The organism is Microbacterium sp. dk485 (assembly GCF_004570445.1).
Classification (GTDB): Bacteria; Actinomycetota; Actinomycetes; order Actinomycetales; family Microbacteriaceae; genus Microbacterium; species Microbacterium wangchenii.
Genome location: NZ_SPQW01000001.1, coordinates 423,086 through 437,625, shown reverse-complemented (window position 1 = coordinate 437,625; position 14,540 = coordinate 423,086). Strand labels below are relative to the sequence as shown.

Below are 14,540 nucleotides of genomic sequence, written 5' to 3'. Positions count from 1 at the left end.
TCGCTTCCTTGCGAATCGGGAGGGTCAGTGGGATGCGGCGGCGTCGGTCTTGCCGAAGGTGGGGTTGTGCACCGCGCCGAGGGTGATGTGCACGGCCTGCTGGTCGGTGTAGAAGTCGATCGAGCGGTAGCCGCCCTCGTGCCCGAGGCCGGAGGCCTTCACTCCGCCGAACGGGGTCCGCAGGTCGCGGACGTTGTTGGAGTTCAGCCACACCATGCCCGCCTCGATGGCCTGCGCGAAGTTGTGCGCGCGCTTGAGGTCGTTCGTCCACACGTAGGCGGCGAGGCCGTACTTCACGCCGTTGGCCAGGGCGAGGGCCTCCTCGTCGGTGTCGAACGGCGTGATCGCCACGACCGGGCCGAAGATCTCCTCCTGGAAGATGCGCGCGTCGGGGGCGACGTCGGCGAACACCGTCGGGGCGACGTAGTTGCCCGTGGGGAAGCCCTCCGGGCGACCGCCGCCGGCGACCAGGCGCGCCTCGGTCTTGCCGATCTCGATGTAGCTCATGACCTTGTCGTAGTGCTCGGGGTGCACGAGCGCCCCGACCTCGGTGGCCGGGTCCTGCGGGTCGCCGACGACGACGCGCTCGGCCTGTGCCGCGTAGCGCTCGACGAACTCGTCGTACACGTCGCGCTGGACGAGGATGCGGCTGCCTGCGGTGCAGCGCTCGCCGTTGAGGGAGAACACCCCGAAGATCGTCGCGTCGATCGCAGCCTCCAGGTCGGCGTCGGCGAACACGATCGCCGGCGACTTGCCGCCCAGCTCCATGGACAGGCCCTTGAGGTACGGCGCGGCGTTGCCGAAGATGATCTGCCCCGTGCGGCTCTCGCCCGTGAAGGAGATCAGCGGCACGTCGGGGTGCTTCACGAGTGCGTCGCCGGCGTCTTCGCCCAGGCCGTTGACGAGGTTGAACACACCCTGCGGGAGCCCGGCCTCCTCGAAGATCCCCGCCCACAGCGAGGCGGACAGCGGCGTGAACTCGGCGGGCTTCAGCACGACGGTGTTGCCGGTGGCGAGAGCCGGGCCGAGCTTCCACGACTCGAGCATGAAGGGCGTGTTCCACGGCGTGATGAGGCCGGCGACGCCGATGGGCTTGCGGTTGACGTAGTTCATCTGGCGCCCCGGCACCTTGAACGCGTCGTCGGTCTGCGCCACGATCAGGTCGGCGAAGAAGCGGAAGTTCTCCGCCGCCCGCCGCGCCTGCCCGAGCGCCTGCGTGATCGGCAGTCCGGAGTCGAAGGACTCCAGCTCCGCCAGGCGCGCGTCGCGCGACTCGACGAGGTCGGCGATGCGGTGCAGGATGCGGGCGCGCTCACGCGGCAGCATCCGCGGCCACGGCCCCTCGGCGAACGCGCGCCGCGCGGCGGCGACGGCGAGGTCGACGTCGGCCTTGGTGCCGGCCGCGGCCTGCAGGTAGGTCTCGTTGGTCACCGGGTCGAGCACGTCGAACGTGCCGCCCTCGACGGAGTCGACGAACTGCCCGTCGATGTAGTGCTGGATGCGCGTGGGCAGGTCGGCGGGGATGTGGCGCGGGTCGGTCATGGCGTTCTCCTGTTCAGGACGTCGGGAGGCCGAGGGCCTCGCCGGGGTGCTCGTGGGTCAGATAGGCGTCGAGGGTGGCCGAACGGTGCCGGCGGGAAGCGTGCTCGATGTCGGCGAGGGGTGCCCCCGCCTCGATGAGGGCGAGGATGTTCTCGTGCTCGCGCACCGACTCCGCGGCGCGGCCGGGCACGAAGCTGAAGGTCGACTCGCGCAGATGCCCGAGGCGCGCCCACTCGGCGCGGACCAGGTCGAGCATGCGCGGGTTCGCGCACCGCTCGAACAGCGTCGCGTGGAACTCCTGGTTGAGGCTCGTGAACGCGCGCGGGTCGAAGTTCTCGAGGGTGCGGATCATCTGCTCGTTGATGGCGCGCGCGCGGCGGACGTCGTCGACCGTGAGGGCGCGGGCCGACAGCGCGGTGGCGGCACCCTCGAGGATGCTGAGGGCCTGCATGCTGAAGCGGTACTGCGAGTCGTCGACCATCGACACGCGCGCGCCGATGTTGCGCTCGAAGGTGACGAGGCCTTCCGCCTCGAGCTGGCGGATCGCCTCGCGGACGGGGACGACGCTCATCCCCAATTCGCCGGCGATCGACCCGAGGACCAGGCGGTAGCCGGCGGTGAACTGCTGTCCGGTGATCCGCTCCTTGATCCAGGAGTAGGCCTGCTGCGACTTGCTGCGCGACGTGTCCGGCGCGTGGGCGTCCGCCTCGGGATCCTGTCGCAGGGTCACCGGCCGCTCCGCTCCGCGTCGTAGCGCGCGCGCCATTCGGCGTTCATCGGGAACAGGCCGTCGACGGGATGCCCCGCCTTCACCTGAGCGGCGATCCACGCGTCCTCCTCCTCCTGCGCGAGGGCGGCGTCTGCCACTTCCTCGGCGAGGGCCGGGGGGATCACGAGAACGCCGTCGCCGTCGCCGACGATGATGTCGCCGGGCTCGACCGTCGTGCCGCCGCATCCGATCGCCACGTCGACATCCCACGGCACGTGCCTGCGGCCGAGGACGGCGGGGTGGGCCCCGCGGGAGAAGACGGGCAGCCCGATCTCGGCGACCGCGTCGTAGTCGCGCACGCCGCCGTCGGTGACGATGCCTGCCGCCCCGCGGGCCTGGGCGCGCAGGGCCAGGATGTCGCCGAGCGTGCCGGAGCCGGTCTCGCCGCGGGCCTCGATGACGATGACCTCGCCCTCGCCGACGGAGTCGAAGGCGCGCTTCTGCGCGTTGTACCCCCCGCCGCGGGCGGCGAAGAGGTCTTCGCGGCCGGGGACGAAGCGCAGCGTGCGCGCCGTGCCGACGAGCTTGCTGCCCGGATGCATCGGACGCACGCCGTCGATCGTGACGTTGTTCAGCCCGCGCTTGCGCAGCTGCTGTGACAGGCCCGCGACGGGGACGCGCGTGAGCTTGTCGCGCAGCTCGGGGGAGAGGACGGGGGCTGCGGGCAGGCCGGCCGCCTCGCGCGAACCCCACGCCTCCGCGCGCTGGGTGTCGTTGACGGCGGGGAGGGACCCCAGTGACGCGTCGAACGCGTGCGCCCCCTGCACGACGGTGGTCTCCAGGCGCCCGGTCGAGGCGTCGCCGGCGCTGACCTCGACCTCGACGCGGTCGCCGGGGACGACGACGCTGGAGCCGGCCGGCGTGCCGGTGAGGATGACGTCGCCGGTTTCCAGCGTGAAGTGCTGCGAGAGGTCGGCGACCATCTGGGGGAGGGAGAAGATGAGCCCGGCCGTGGTGTCGTCCTGCACGAGGTCGCCGTTGACCCACGTGCGCAGGCGCAGCCCGGCCGGGTCGACGTCGCGGGCGTCGAGCAGGCCCGGCCCGATGGGGGTGTACCCGTCGCCGCCTTTTGAGCGGACGTTGGAGCCCTTGTCGTTCTCGCGCAGATCGTACAGGCCGAAGTCGTTGGCGGCCGTGACGGCGGCGACGTGGTCCCACGCCTCCTCCGCGCGCACGCGGCGCGCGGGCTCGCCGATGATCAGGGCGATCTCGCCCTCGAAGGCGAGCAGCTCGGTGCCGTGCGGGCGCTCGATGCTCGCGCCGGTGGGGGCCAGGGAGCTGGCCGGCTTGAAGAAGTAGGAGGGGTGTGCGGGGCGGCGCCCGCGCTGGTCGGCCCGGGAAGTGTAGGCCAGGTGCACCGCGATGATCTTGCCGGGGCGGCGGGCCAGGGCAGGGATGCGGGGATCGTTCAGGTCCGTCGGGGTCATCCGAGCTCCTTCGCTCTTGCGTCGTATCTCAAATCGTATATCATTCATGCCAGGCGGGCAAGATGCCGCCGCATCCCGACACAGACGTCTTCCCCCCGACAGCGGCGTCCGAAGGAGTTCCGACATGAGCAGACCCGTCCCCACCGGCCCCGAGGGCTTCACCCCCACCGGAACCATCTCCAGCCCCACCGACCGGCGCCGCGTCGTGTTCGCCACGGTCGTGGGGACAACGGTGGAGTGGTACGACTTCTTCCTCTACGCCTCGGCGGCCGGCCTCGTCTTCGGGCAGCTGTTCTTCGCCCCCGCCGGCGAGGGCTTCGCCCAGATCCTGTCGTTCATCACCGTGGGCATCAGCTTCCTCTTCCGCCCCCTCGGCGCCTTCCTGGCCGGCCACCTCGGCGACAAGTACGGCCGCCGTCTCGTGCTCATGCTCACGCTCGTCCTGATGGGCGTGGCCACGACGCTCGTCGGTCTGCTCCCCACCTACCAGGCGATCGGGATCGCCGCGCCGATCCTCCTCATCGTGCTGCGCATCCTGCAGGGCATCTCTGCCGGCGGCGAGTGGGGCGGCGCGGTGCTGATGGCCGTCGAGCACGCCCCGAAGACCCGCCGCAGCCTGTTCGGCGCATCGCCGCAGCTCGGAGTGCCGCTCGGGCTCCTGCTGGCCAGCGGCATGCTCGGGCTCATGGCCATCATCGCCCCCGGGGACGCGTTCCTGGAGTGGGGCTGGCGCATCCCGTTCCTGCTGTCGTTCGTCCTGATCCTGATCGGCCACTACGTGCGCCGCCGTGTGGAGGAGAGCCCGGTGTTCCTCGAGCTCTCCGAGCGCAAGGAGCAGACACGCATGCCGATCGTGCAGCTGTTCCGCAAGCACGCGCTGCTCGTGATCATCGCGGCGATGGTCTTCGCCGGGAACAACGCCGTCGGCTACATGACCACGGGCGGCTACATCCAGCGCTACGCCACCGACCCGGAGGGTCCCGTGGGCCTGCCCACCGCCGATGTCCTGGGCGCCGTCACCATCTCCGCCGTGTCGTGGCTCGTGTTCACGTGGATCGCGGGATGGGCGGGAGACCGCCTCGGCCGCCGCAACACGTACATCATCGGGTGGATCGCGCAGCTGGTGGGCGTCGTGCTGCTCTTCCCGCTCGTGAACACCGGCAGCATCGGCCTGCTGACCCTCGGGCTGGTCGTGCTCACGGCCGGCCTGGGCTTCACGTACGGCCCGCAGGCGGCGCTGTACGCCGAGCTCTTCCCCGCATCGATCCGGTTCTCCGGAGTGTCGATCTCCTACGCCATCGGTGCGATCCTCGGCGGTGCGTTCGCTCCGACGATCGCGCAGGCGCTCGTGCAATCGACCGGATCGACCGACGCGGTCACGTGGTACCTCGCCGGCATGACCCTGCTGGGGCTGATTGCCACGCTGCTCCTGCGCGACCGCAGCGGCATCCCGCTGGGTCCCGACCACGAGGAGCTGCAGGCCCGCAGCCCGATCTACGGCGCAGCCAAGGCCTGATCCGGGGCGGCGTCAGCCGGCGTGGGCGATCTCCTGCCAGAACGGGGCGATCACCGCGCCGCTGACGCGCAGGTCCAGCAGCAGGAACGGGCGCTCCTCGGGGGAGCGGGCCGTCCACTCGGCCACCGCATCCAGGTCGGCGACGGTGCGTACGACGACGCCCTCCGCGCCGAAGCCGCGCGCGACGGCGGCGAAGTCCACCTCGGGGATGAGCATCGGATCGAGGGCGAGACCCTTCACGCCGTAGTTGTTCACCTCGGCGCCGTACTGCGCGTCATTCCACACGACCGCGATGCCCCGGCCGCCGGCCACCCGCACGGCGGTCTCCAGGTCGGCGAGGGCCATGAGGCCGCCGCCGTCGCCGGTCGTGAGCACGATCGTCGACTCGGGGCGCGCCACGGCGGCGCCGGGGACGCTGGGGAAACCCAGCCCGATCGACTGATAGGCGGTGCCGACCATGATCATGCGGTCGGGCGATGCCACGGGCCAGTACATGTTCGACCAGCCCAGGAAGTGCCCGCCGTCCGAGACGATCACGCGGTCCTCGGGGAGCAGCTCGGCCAGGCGCAGCGCCGCCGACCGGGGATCCAGGCGGCCATCCGGTCCGGTCCCGGCCCCCGGCTCCTGCTGGCGTGCCGCCGCCACGTCGACGCTGTGGCGCCAGTCCGAGGGGCGCGCGCCGCGCGCACGAAGGCGCCGCAGGATCTCGCCGGCGACCTCGGCGGCGTCACCGCGGACATAGCCCCCGACGTTCGGATGCGTCGCGGTGGGCGCCACGTCCACCTGGAAGACGCGCGCGCCGGGGGCGAAGAGCTCGCCGAAGCGCATCGTGAACTGGTTCAGCGCGGCGCCGAAGACCACCGCCACGTCGGCCTCCCGCACGAGCGCCATCGCGCCGGGTGCGCCGAAGCCGCCGGCGACGCCGAGGTCGAAGCGCGCGTCGGGGAAGAGCCCCCGCCCGAGCGCCGTGCTCGCCGTGAGCGCCCCCGTCGCCTCGGCCAGGTCGCCGAGCACCACCCCGGCGCTGGCCAGCCACGCGCCGCGGCCGCCGAGGAGGACGGGGCGGCGGGCGCCGGCGAGCGCCTCGACGATCCCGTCGAGGACGGCCTCGGCGAACGGGGTGCGCGGCGGCAGCTGCGGGTCGGGCACCGGATCGGCCGTGGCGGGGACGGGGCCGGCGTCGCGCGTGGCGAGGTCGTACGGGATCGCGAGGACCACGGGGACGCGATACGTGTGGGCGTGCTCGATGGCGATCGCGACGGTGGCCGCGGCATCCCGGTGCCCCACGGTGTACGTGCGGGCGCCGACGCCGTCGGCCAGGGCGATCTGGTCCACGCCCCACGGCCGCAGGCCCGAGGTCGGCTCGTCGCCGACCAGGAGGACGAGCGGCGTGCGGGCCTGCACGGCTTCGGCCAGCGCGGTGAGGGTGTTGGTGAAGCCGGCGCCGTAGGTCGCGGTCGCCGCGGCGATCCGCCCCGACGCGCGGAAGTATGCATCCGCCGCCGCGACCCCCGCCGCCTCGTGGCGCACCGCGACGAAACGAGCCGCGGTGTCGCGCTCGAGAGCGTCGAGGAAATAGGCGTTGCCGTTGCCCATCACGCCGAACACGGTGTCGAGAGAGCGCGAGAGCGTGGCGGCGACGTGGGCGGAGACGGAGGGCATGGCGAAGCCTTTCGAGACGGGGGACGGGGTGGGCCGTATGTGTCTCGCGCGCTGGCCGAGCGGCTGCGTGCCCCTTTTCCGGGCACCGGCGCGGGGGAGTCGCCGGACGGTGGCAAGTATAGGACGGTCACCGGATGCGCGCGGCGCCTCGACGCGCCGTCCATCGCACGCGCGAGGCTGTACGCGGTGTATATCGATGGCGATGCGTGCGGGTGGCCACAATGGAGGGGAACGTATCGATCGAGGAGGACGGAACATGAGCGTGTCGCGCGAGGAAGAACTGCTGGCATCTGTCCCTGACGGCCTGTATATCGCGGGGCAGTGGCGCGCGGCGGAGGGGGGCAAGACGCTCGACGTCGCCGACCCCGCCACCGGCGACGTCATCCGCTCGATCGCCGACGCCTCCGTCGCCGACGGCGCCGCGGCCATGGACGCCGCCGCGGAGTCCTTCCCGGCCTGGGCGGCGACACCCGTGCGCGAACGCGCCGAGATCCTGCGGCGCGCCTTCGACCTGCTGCAGGCCCGCCGCGAGGACATCGCGCTGCTGATGACGCTCGAGATGGGCAAACCGCTCGCCGAGGCGCGCGGCGAGGTGGCCTACGGCGGGGAGTTCCTGCGGTGGTTCAGCGAGGAGGCCGCGCACGTCCAGGGCCGCTACGGCGCCAACCCCGAGGGCACCGGCCGCATGATCGTCACGCAGCACCCGGTGGGTCCGTGCTTCCTCATCACGCCGTGGAACTTCCCGCTCGCGATGGCCACGCGCAAGATCGCCCCCGCCCTCGCCGCGGGGTGCACCGTCGTGATCAAGCCGGCCTCGCTCACGCCGCTGACGACCCTGTTCTTCGTCAAGCTGCTCGAGGAGGCGGGCGTCCCCGCCGGCGTCGTCAACGTCATCACGACCTCCACGACCGGACCGGTGTCCGAGCGCATCATCCGCGACCCGCGCCTGCGGAAGCTCTCGTTCACCGGATCCACCCCCGTGGGCCAGCGTCTGCTGCAGCAGGCCGCCGCGGGCGTGCTGCGCACGTCGATGGAGCTCGGGGGCAACGCGCCGTTCGTCGTGTTCGACGACGCGGACCTGGACAAGGCCGTCGAGGGCGCGATGCAGGCGAAGTTCCGCAACATCGGCCAGGCCTGCACGGCGGCCAACCGCTTCATCGTGCATCGCTCGGTCGTCGAGGAGTTCACGCGCCGCGTCACCGAGCGCGTGCAGGGCATGCGCATCGGGCGCGGCACCGAGGACGGCGTGCAGATCGGCCCGCTCATCGATGACCGCGCGGTCGCGAAGGCCACGCAGCTGGTCGGTGACGCCGTCCAGCGCGGCGCCACGGTCACCGTCGGCGGCGCGGCCGTGGACGGCCCCGGCACCTTCTACCAGCCCACCGTCGTCGCCGGCGTGCAGCCGGGCAGCGAGATCCTCCGCGAGGAGATCTTCGGTCCGGTCCTCGCGATCGTGCCGTTCGACACCGAGGACGATGCGGTGCGCATCGCCAACGACACCGAGTACGGTCTCGTGTCCTACGTCTTCACCGAGAACCTCGCCCGCGGGCAGCGCATGATCGAGCGCCTGGAGACGGGGATGATGGGGCTGAACGTCGGCGTCGTGTCCAACGCCGCCGCGCCCTTCGGCGGGTGGAAGCTCTCCGGCCTCGGGCGCGAGGGCGGCGCCGAGGGCATCCACGAGTACCTGCAGACCAAGTACACGCTCACGGCCAACCCGTTCGCCTGAGCGACGGGGCGGGGCGGATGCGGGGGCATCCGCCCGGCGGCCGCCGGAGGCATACTGGACCGATGACGCGCAGGCACGACAGGGCAGGCGGGCCCTTCGCCGGGCGCTCCCTGTGGTGGTGGGGGAGCGCGGCGGTCATGGCCGTCGCGGTCGTCGGCGCCGTCGTGCTGCTCGCGCTGCCGTTCTGACCCGCGTTTCGCGCGGCGGAAATGGATCCGCGTCGCCGCGACCCCCGCGGTATGGTTCACGGCATGAGTGCCTACCCGGTCGCCCCGGTCCTGTACGAACTGCCGGCCGACCTGCAGTCGGAGTCGGTCCTGCAGAGCTTCATCGATTGGATCGCCGAGCACCGCGGCATCCGCCTCGACGGCTATCGCGACCTGTACGACTGGTCGATCACCGATCTCGACGGGTTCTGGGAGTCGGTCTGGCAGTTCTACGGCGTGCACTCGAGCACGCCGTACACGGCCGTGCTCGCCGAGGAGCGCATGCCCGGCGCCGTGTGGTTCCCCGGCGCACGGCTGAACTACGCCGAGCACGTGCTCCGCGGCGACGGCACTCGCTGCGCTTTCGTCGCGTACTCCCAGACCCGGCCCCCGCAGGAGTGGACCGTCGATGACCTGCGGGCGGAGGTGGGGCGCGTGCGCACCGGCCTCGTCGAAGCAGGGGTGGGCCTGGGTGACCGGGTGGCGGCGTACCTGCCGAACATCCCGGAGACGATCGCCATCGAACTGGCCGTGGTGAGCCTGGGCGCGGTGTGGGCGACGTGCGCGCCGGAGTTCGGCGCCTCCAGTGCCATCGACCGGCTGAGCATCATCGAGCCGAAGGTGCTGTTCGCCGTCGGCGGCTACCGGTACGGGCGCAAGAGCATCGACCGGACGGCCGAGGTGGCGGAGATCACGGCGGCGATCGGGAGCCTCGAGCGGGTCGTCGAGGTGGCCTATCCCACCTACGTCCTGCCCGACGCGATCCGGTACGACGACTTCGGCGACGGCGGCGCGGACGACGTCGCGTTCGAGCACGTCCCCTTCGACCACCCGCTCTTCGTCATCTTCACCTCGGGCACCACCGGCAAGCCCAAGGCCATCACTCATTGCCACGGCGGGATCCTGCTCGAGCACCTCAAGAACCACGGTCTGAGCTGGGGGCTGCGGGAGGGCGATCGCCTGATGTGGTACTCCACGACCGCATGGATGGTGTGGAACACCCTTCCCTCCGTGCTCCTGGTGGGCGCGTCCGTCGTGCTGTACGACGGCGACCCCACCTTCCCCGACACCCGCGAGCTGTGGCGTGTCGCGGAGGAGACGAACCCCGACGTCCTGGGCATGAGCCCGGCGTACATCCGCGGAAGCCGGGCCGCGGGGGTCGACCCCCGCACCGAGTTCTCCTTCCCCCGGTTGCGGCAGCTGTGCGCCGTGGGCAGCCCGCTGCCCCGCGACGGCTACCGCTGGGTGCATGAGCAGTTCGGAGACCGCGTCCTCCTCAACGTCGGATCCGGCGGTACCGACGTGTGCAGCGGCATCGTGCAGGGCGCGCCGCTCCTCCCGGTGTACGACGGGCAGATCTCCGGCTCCGCGCTGGGCGTGGCCGCCGCCGCGTTCGACGAGAACGGCGAGGCGGTGCTGGATTCCCCCGGGGAGCTGGTGATCCGCCGGCCCATGCCGTCGATGCCGGTCGGGTTCTGGGGCGATGACGACGGGTCGCGCATGCACGAGGCGTACTTCTCCTCGTACCCCGGCATCTGGCGGCACGGCGACTGGGCGGTCTTCCACGCCGACGGCTCGTGTCAGATCACCGGGCGCTCGGACGCGACGCTGAACCGTGGCGGCGTGCGCCTGGGGACGAGCGAGTTCTACCGCGTGATCGACGCCGCACCCGACGCCGAGGACGCCCTCGTGGTGTTCCTGGAGGGTGAGGGCGAAGACGCCGAGACCGGCCGGCTGCTGCTGTTCGTGCAGATGGCGGGCGGGGCGTCGCTGGACGACGAGCGGCGGGCATCGTTCGCGCGGATGCTGCGCAGCGAACTGTCGCCGCGCCATGTCCCGGACGAGATCCACGCCGTCCCGGCGATTCCGCTGAACCGCACGGGGAAGAAGCTGGAGGTGCCGGTCAAGCGGCTCCTGCAGGGCCGCCCCCTCGCGGAGGTCGCTCAGCTGGGGGCCGTGGCCGATGCCGGCGCACTGGAATGGTTCGCGGAGTTCGCCCGGACCCGGTCGGCACCGGTCCTGGACGCATCCACCCCGTGACGACCGGAGGCCGCCGCCCCGAGGGGCGACGGCCTCCGACCGGCTGCGGCGTCTAGCCGTTGAAGCTCTCGATGCACGAGGTCACCGGGTCGATCGAGAGGGCCGGGTCGTCGTACTCCGCCTCGTACTTCTCGATCAGGGTCCAGTAGTCCTCCAGGACGCCCTCCGCGTTGGTCAGGCCCGCGGCGGTGGCGTTGCGCACCCAGAGTTCCTCGTTGGTGTAGGTCTCGCCGTCCACGAGCGCGCCGAGCTCCTCGAACTCGGCCACGGTCTCCTCATCCCATGCCGTGAGCGTCTCGACGTTGGGGATGGACGAGATCATCTCGCACTGCTCGTCGGTCCCGACGAAGTGGGTGCCGTCGGCGCTGTCGTAGCCGTTCTTCCACACCTCGATCTCCGCGCCCGAGTTCAGCTCGTCCGCGACCTCCTCCAGGGTGGCCTTGATGTCGTCGGGGAACTCGTCGTAGTAGTCCTTCGCCCAGTACATGGCGAACTCGGAGTACACGCCCTGGCCGGTGTCGACCCAGTGCTTGAGGACCTCACCGAGCTTCCACGCCACGACGAAGTCCATGGCGCCGGCGGCCGCGCTGACGAGGCCGGTGGAGAAGGAGTTGTACGCCTCGTCGGCGGTCACCTGTGTGGGGACGACACCGGCGGCGGCGAAGTTGGGCGCCGCGATGGTGCCGGCGGTGCGCATCGTCAGACCCTCGAGGTCGGCCGGTCCTTCCAGCGGCGTGTTGGACCCGACCAGGATGTTGCCGACGGACCACGTCGACACCGAGTACAGGTTCTTCGCGTCCAGGAACGCCTTGACGTCCTCGTTGGTCTCGGTCAGCTCGGCCATCGCCGCGGTGATCGCCGCGGAGTTCGTCGGGCCGAACGTGATCTCGGGCAGGGAGTTGGGCACGAAGATCGACGGCTGGTAGTTGGGCACCGTGACCAGCAGCTGGGCGCTGCCGTCCTCGATGCACGCGTACTGGTCGGCCTGCGCACAGATCTCGTTCGCGGTGGTGCGGTTGAACGTGATCGCGCCGTCGGTGCGCTCCTCGACCTGATCCATGTACCACTCCTGGGCGGGGCGGAGGACGGACTGGTCGGCGGCGACCGAGGTGATCGTGACCTCCCATTCGCCCTCGGCATAGTCGCCGCCGCCCTCGGCGCCGGAGCTGGGGGCCGGCGAGCCGCTGCAGCCCGCCAGGACGGCCACCGCCGTCGCTGCGGCCGCGACGGCCGTGGCCAGTCGTCGTTGGTTGCGTGAAAACATCGGTGTTCTCCTCGGTGTTCAGTGTGATCGGGACGGTGCGGGTTTCCTCGGAATGGTCGGGAAGGCGAGCGACCCTCAGGTCAGGGCGCGGGAATGGTGGGGATCTCCGCCGGCGTGCCGTGGAAGGCGGCGTTGACGGCGTCGGACACGAAGGACGGCAGCCACAGGGTCAGCTCCGGCCACAGGTACAGGATCACCAGGACGACCAGGTCGACCACGATGAATGGCAGGATGCCGACGAAGACGGTGCCGCTGCGAACCTTCGCCACGCCGGCGGCCACGAAGGAGTTGATGCCCACGGGTGGCATCACCATCCCGATCTCCATCAGTTTGATGATGAGGATCCCGAGCCAGATGCTCATGAGGAGCTCGGCGGCGGCCTGCGTCGGGGCGTTGGGGAAGAAGTCGGTGGCCAGCGCCATCCCGATGGGGTGGATGATCGGCACGCTCAGCAGCAGCAACGACATCTCCTCGAGGAACATCCCCAGCGGGATGAGGCAGATCAGCAGGATCGCCATCAGGATCTTCGGGTCCAGCTCCCATTCGCCGACGGCATCCTTGATCCCCTGCGTGACACCGGCGTGCACGAAGAACCTCGAGAAGATCACCGAGCCGAAGATGATGAAGAACACCATCGACGTCGTCGCTGCGGTGTCCAGCAGCGAGTCGCGGATCTGGAGCCCCAGGCCCTTCGCCCCCAGCTTGCGCCGCTCGATGATGAGGATGATGACCGAGATCACCGCTCCGAACGCCGCCGACTCGGTGGGGGTGAACAGGCCGGAGAAGATGCCGCCGATGATGACCGTGGCCAGCACCACGACGTACACGACCCCGCGCCAGGGGAGGTTCCGCCAGTCCTTCGTCTTCGCGCTGAGCCCGATGCTCATCGTCAGCGTGCCGGTGTCGGTGCGCCGCGTGTTGCCCTCGGCCTGCGCGCGGGCCCGAGTCTCCCGCTGCAGCGACTCGTAGGAGGCGATGAAGTTGAGGTCCTCCGGCTTGCGCAGCTTGTCCACGCCCACCCGGCGCGCCCCGATGGCCATGATGTACACGACGTAGCCGAGGAAGGAGATGGCCACGGGGATGAGGCCGGCCACGAGCATGGGCGCCACCGACGTGTTCGTGATGACGGCGTAGATGACGATGAACGTGCTCGGCGGGATCAGGATGCCCACGGTGCCGGCGACGGCGACCATGCCGGTGGCCAGGCCCGCGGGGTACCCGTGGCGTCGCATCTCGGGCACGGCCAGCTTGGACATCGTCGCGACCTTCGCGATCGACGAGCCCGACACCGCGGAGAACCCCGCCGCCGCGATCACGGTGGCCACGCCGAGGCCTCCGGGCAGGCGCCGCGTGAAGTAGGCGGCGATCTCCAGGGCGTACTCGGCGATGCGCGCCCGCACGGCGAAGAGGCCGACGAGCATGAACATCGGGATGATCGTGAGGGTGAAGCTGTAGGAGTTCTGGAAGGTCTCGTTGACCATCACGGAGACCGCGACGGTGGGCGATTTGACCATCATCAGCCCGAGGGCGCCGGAGATGCCGAGCGCGAAGCCGATCGGCACGCGGATGGCCAGGAGGAGGAACATCAGCGCGAGCGTGAGCCAGATGGCGACGGTGGAATCGATCATCGTGCGCCTCCCTCCGAGCCGCGTGCCGGGGTCTGGTCGATCTGCTGTTCGTGCTCGGCCAGGCTCGCCGCGCGCAGCGCGTCGCGGTCGCTGAGGGCGGTGGGGTCGCTCGGCGGGGCGTCGTCGAACTGCATGACGTCGTCGTAGGGTCGCCGGCCGAGAACCGACCGCACCAGGTTGAGGATCACGACCAGGAAGAAGGGGATCAGTGCGGCGGCGAAGACCCAGCGCCACGGCCACAGCGGGGCGAGGCCGACGCCGTCGACGACGGTCTCGGGAACCGGCCACGTGCGGGTGATCGCGCGGTCCACCGACGCCCAGAGCAGCCACAGGAGGTAGCCGCTGGCGAGGGACCAGATGACGATGTCCAGCACGCGGTTCGCCTTCGGCCCGAGCCGTTCGGTGACGACCTGCACGGACACCTGCTCGCCGCGCACGGTGGTCCACGCCATACCCGCGAACGTCGCGGTCACGAGCAGTCCGCTCACGAGGTTGGTCACATCGAACGGATCGCCCAGCCATCTGGCGACCACCGAGCCCACGAAGGCGGCGACGATGCCCAGTGTCGCCAGTGTCGCGATCATGGCCGAGACGGCAGCCACCCAGATCACGGCGTTCTCCACGACGCGGATCGGGTCGTCCTTCAAACCGGGTGCACTCACCTTCGAGCCCTCCTCGTCACCAGGAGAGGTCCCCTGGCGTCACGGAGGCTGACGGTACACGAACGGTGCACGCGTCGCGACGGTTCCCGGAAGGT

At 70.8% G+C, this 14,540-nt stretch carries 11 protein-coding genes; 4 read left to right on the top strand and 7 right to left on the bottom strand.

Going from position 1 to position 14,540, the window contains the following annotated elements; genetic code table 11:
• Positions 1 to 24 precede the first annotated feature (24 nt).
• The 3 genes from hpaE to E4V99_RS02045 are packed head-to-tail and all read right to left on the bottom strand — an operon-like array spanning position 25 to position 3,738.
• Positions 25 to 1,542, bottom strand: a complete 1,518-nt coding sequence (gene hpaE, locus E4V99_RS02055) for a 5-carboxymethyl-2-hydroxymuconate semialdehyde dehydrogenase (RefSeq protein ID WP_135116291.1) — start codon at positions 1,540 to 1,542, stop codon at positions 25 to 27.
• Between the two features lie 13 nt (positions 1,543 to 1,555).
• Positions 1,556 to 2,272, bottom strand: a complete 717-nt coding sequence (locus E4V99_RS02050) for a GntR family transcriptional regulator (protein WP_240742815.1) — start codon at positions 2,270 to 2,272, stop codon at positions 1,556 to 1,558.
• Positions 2,269 to 3,738: a fumarylacetoacetate hydrolase family protein gene (locus E4V99_RS02045; protein ID WP_135116290.1), complete on the bottom strand. Its 1,470-nt coding sequence runs from the start codon at positions 3,736 to 3,738 to the stop codon at positions 2,269 to 2,271. Before E4V99_RS02045 ends, E4V99_RS02050 begins: the two co-directional genes overlap by 4 nt.
• Before the next feature lie 124 nt (positions 3,739 to 3,862).
• On the opposite strand from E4V99_RS02045, the gene E4V99_RS02040 reads away from it, so the two are divergent.
• A complete protein-coding gene (locus tag E4V99_RS02040; protein WP_135116289.1) occupies positions 3,863 to 5,254 on the top strand; it encodes an MFS transporter in 1,392 nt (463 codons plus the stop codon).
• A gap of 12 nt (positions 5,255 to 5,266) precedes the next feature.
• On the opposite strand, the gene E4V99_RS02035 is transcribed toward E4V99_RS02040, so the two are convergent.
• Positions 5,267 to 6,916 (bottom strand): thiamine pyrophosphate-binding protein, encoded by a 1,650-nt coding sequence (locus E4V99_RS02035; protein ID WP_135116288.1) that lies wholly within the window; start codon positions 6,914 to 6,916, stop codon positions 5,267 to 5,269.
• A 256-nt stretch (positions 6,917 to 7,172) separates the two neighbouring features.
• Here E4V99_RS02035 and E4V99_RS02030 point away from each other — a divergent pair, with 256 nt between their 5' ends.
• From E4V99_RS02030 to E4V99_RS02025, 3 genes are all read left to right on the top strand, one after another.
• Positions 7,173 to 8,645, top strand: a complete 1,473-nt coding sequence (locus E4V99_RS02030) for an NAD-dependent succinate-semialdehyde dehydrogenase (RefSeq protein ID WP_135116287.1) — start codon at positions 7,173 to 7,175, stop codon at positions 8,643 to 8,645.
• Positions 8,646 to 8,707: 62 nt separating this feature from the next.
• The gene (locus E4V99_RS18675) at positions 8,708 to 8,833 is read left to right on the top strand and encodes a hypothetical protein (RefSeq protein ID WP_280790764.1); all 126 of its coding nucleotides are present in this window, start codon (positions 8,708 to 8,710) and stop codon (positions 8,831 to 8,833) included.
• A 63-nt stretch (positions 8,834 to 8,896) separates the two neighbouring features.
• Complete coding sequence (locus E4V99_RS02025) at positions 8,897 to 10,891, top strand: acetoacetate--CoA ligase (RefSeq protein WP_135116286.1); 1,995 nt, start codon at positions 8,897 to 8,899, stop codon at positions 10,889 to 10,891.
• Between the two features lie 52 nt (positions 10,892 to 10,943).
• Here the strand turns inward: E4V99_RS02025 and dctP are convergent, their stop codons facing one another.
• The 3 genes from dctP to E4V99_RS02010 all read right to left on the bottom strand — a co-directional run bounded on the left by dctP (position 10,944) and on the right by E4V99_RS02010 (position 14,445).
• A complete protein-coding gene (dctP, locus tag E4V99_RS02020; RefSeq protein ID WP_135116285.1) occupies positions 10,944 to 12,155 on the bottom strand; it encodes a TRAP transporter substrate-binding protein DctP in 1,212 nt (403 codons plus the stop codon).
• 80 nt (positions 12,156 to 12,235) lie between these two features.
• Positions 12,236 to 13,783 carry a TRAP transporter large permease subunit gene (locus E4V99_RS02015; RefSeq protein WP_135064031.1) on the bottom strand — a complete coding sequence of 516 codons (1,548 nt, stop codon included), beginning with the start codon at positions 13,781 to 13,783 and terminating at the stop codon, positions 12,236 to 12,238.
• On the bottom strand, positions 13,780 to 14,445 hold the full coding sequence (locus E4V99_RS02010) for a TRAP transporter small permease (RefSeq protein ID WP_135064033.1): 666 nt from the start codon (positions 14,443 to 14,445) through the stop codon (positions 13,780 to 13,782). Before E4V99_RS02010 ends, E4V99_RS02015 begins: the two co-directional genes overlap by 4 nt.
• Positions 14,446 to 14,540 lie beyond the last annotated feature (95 nt).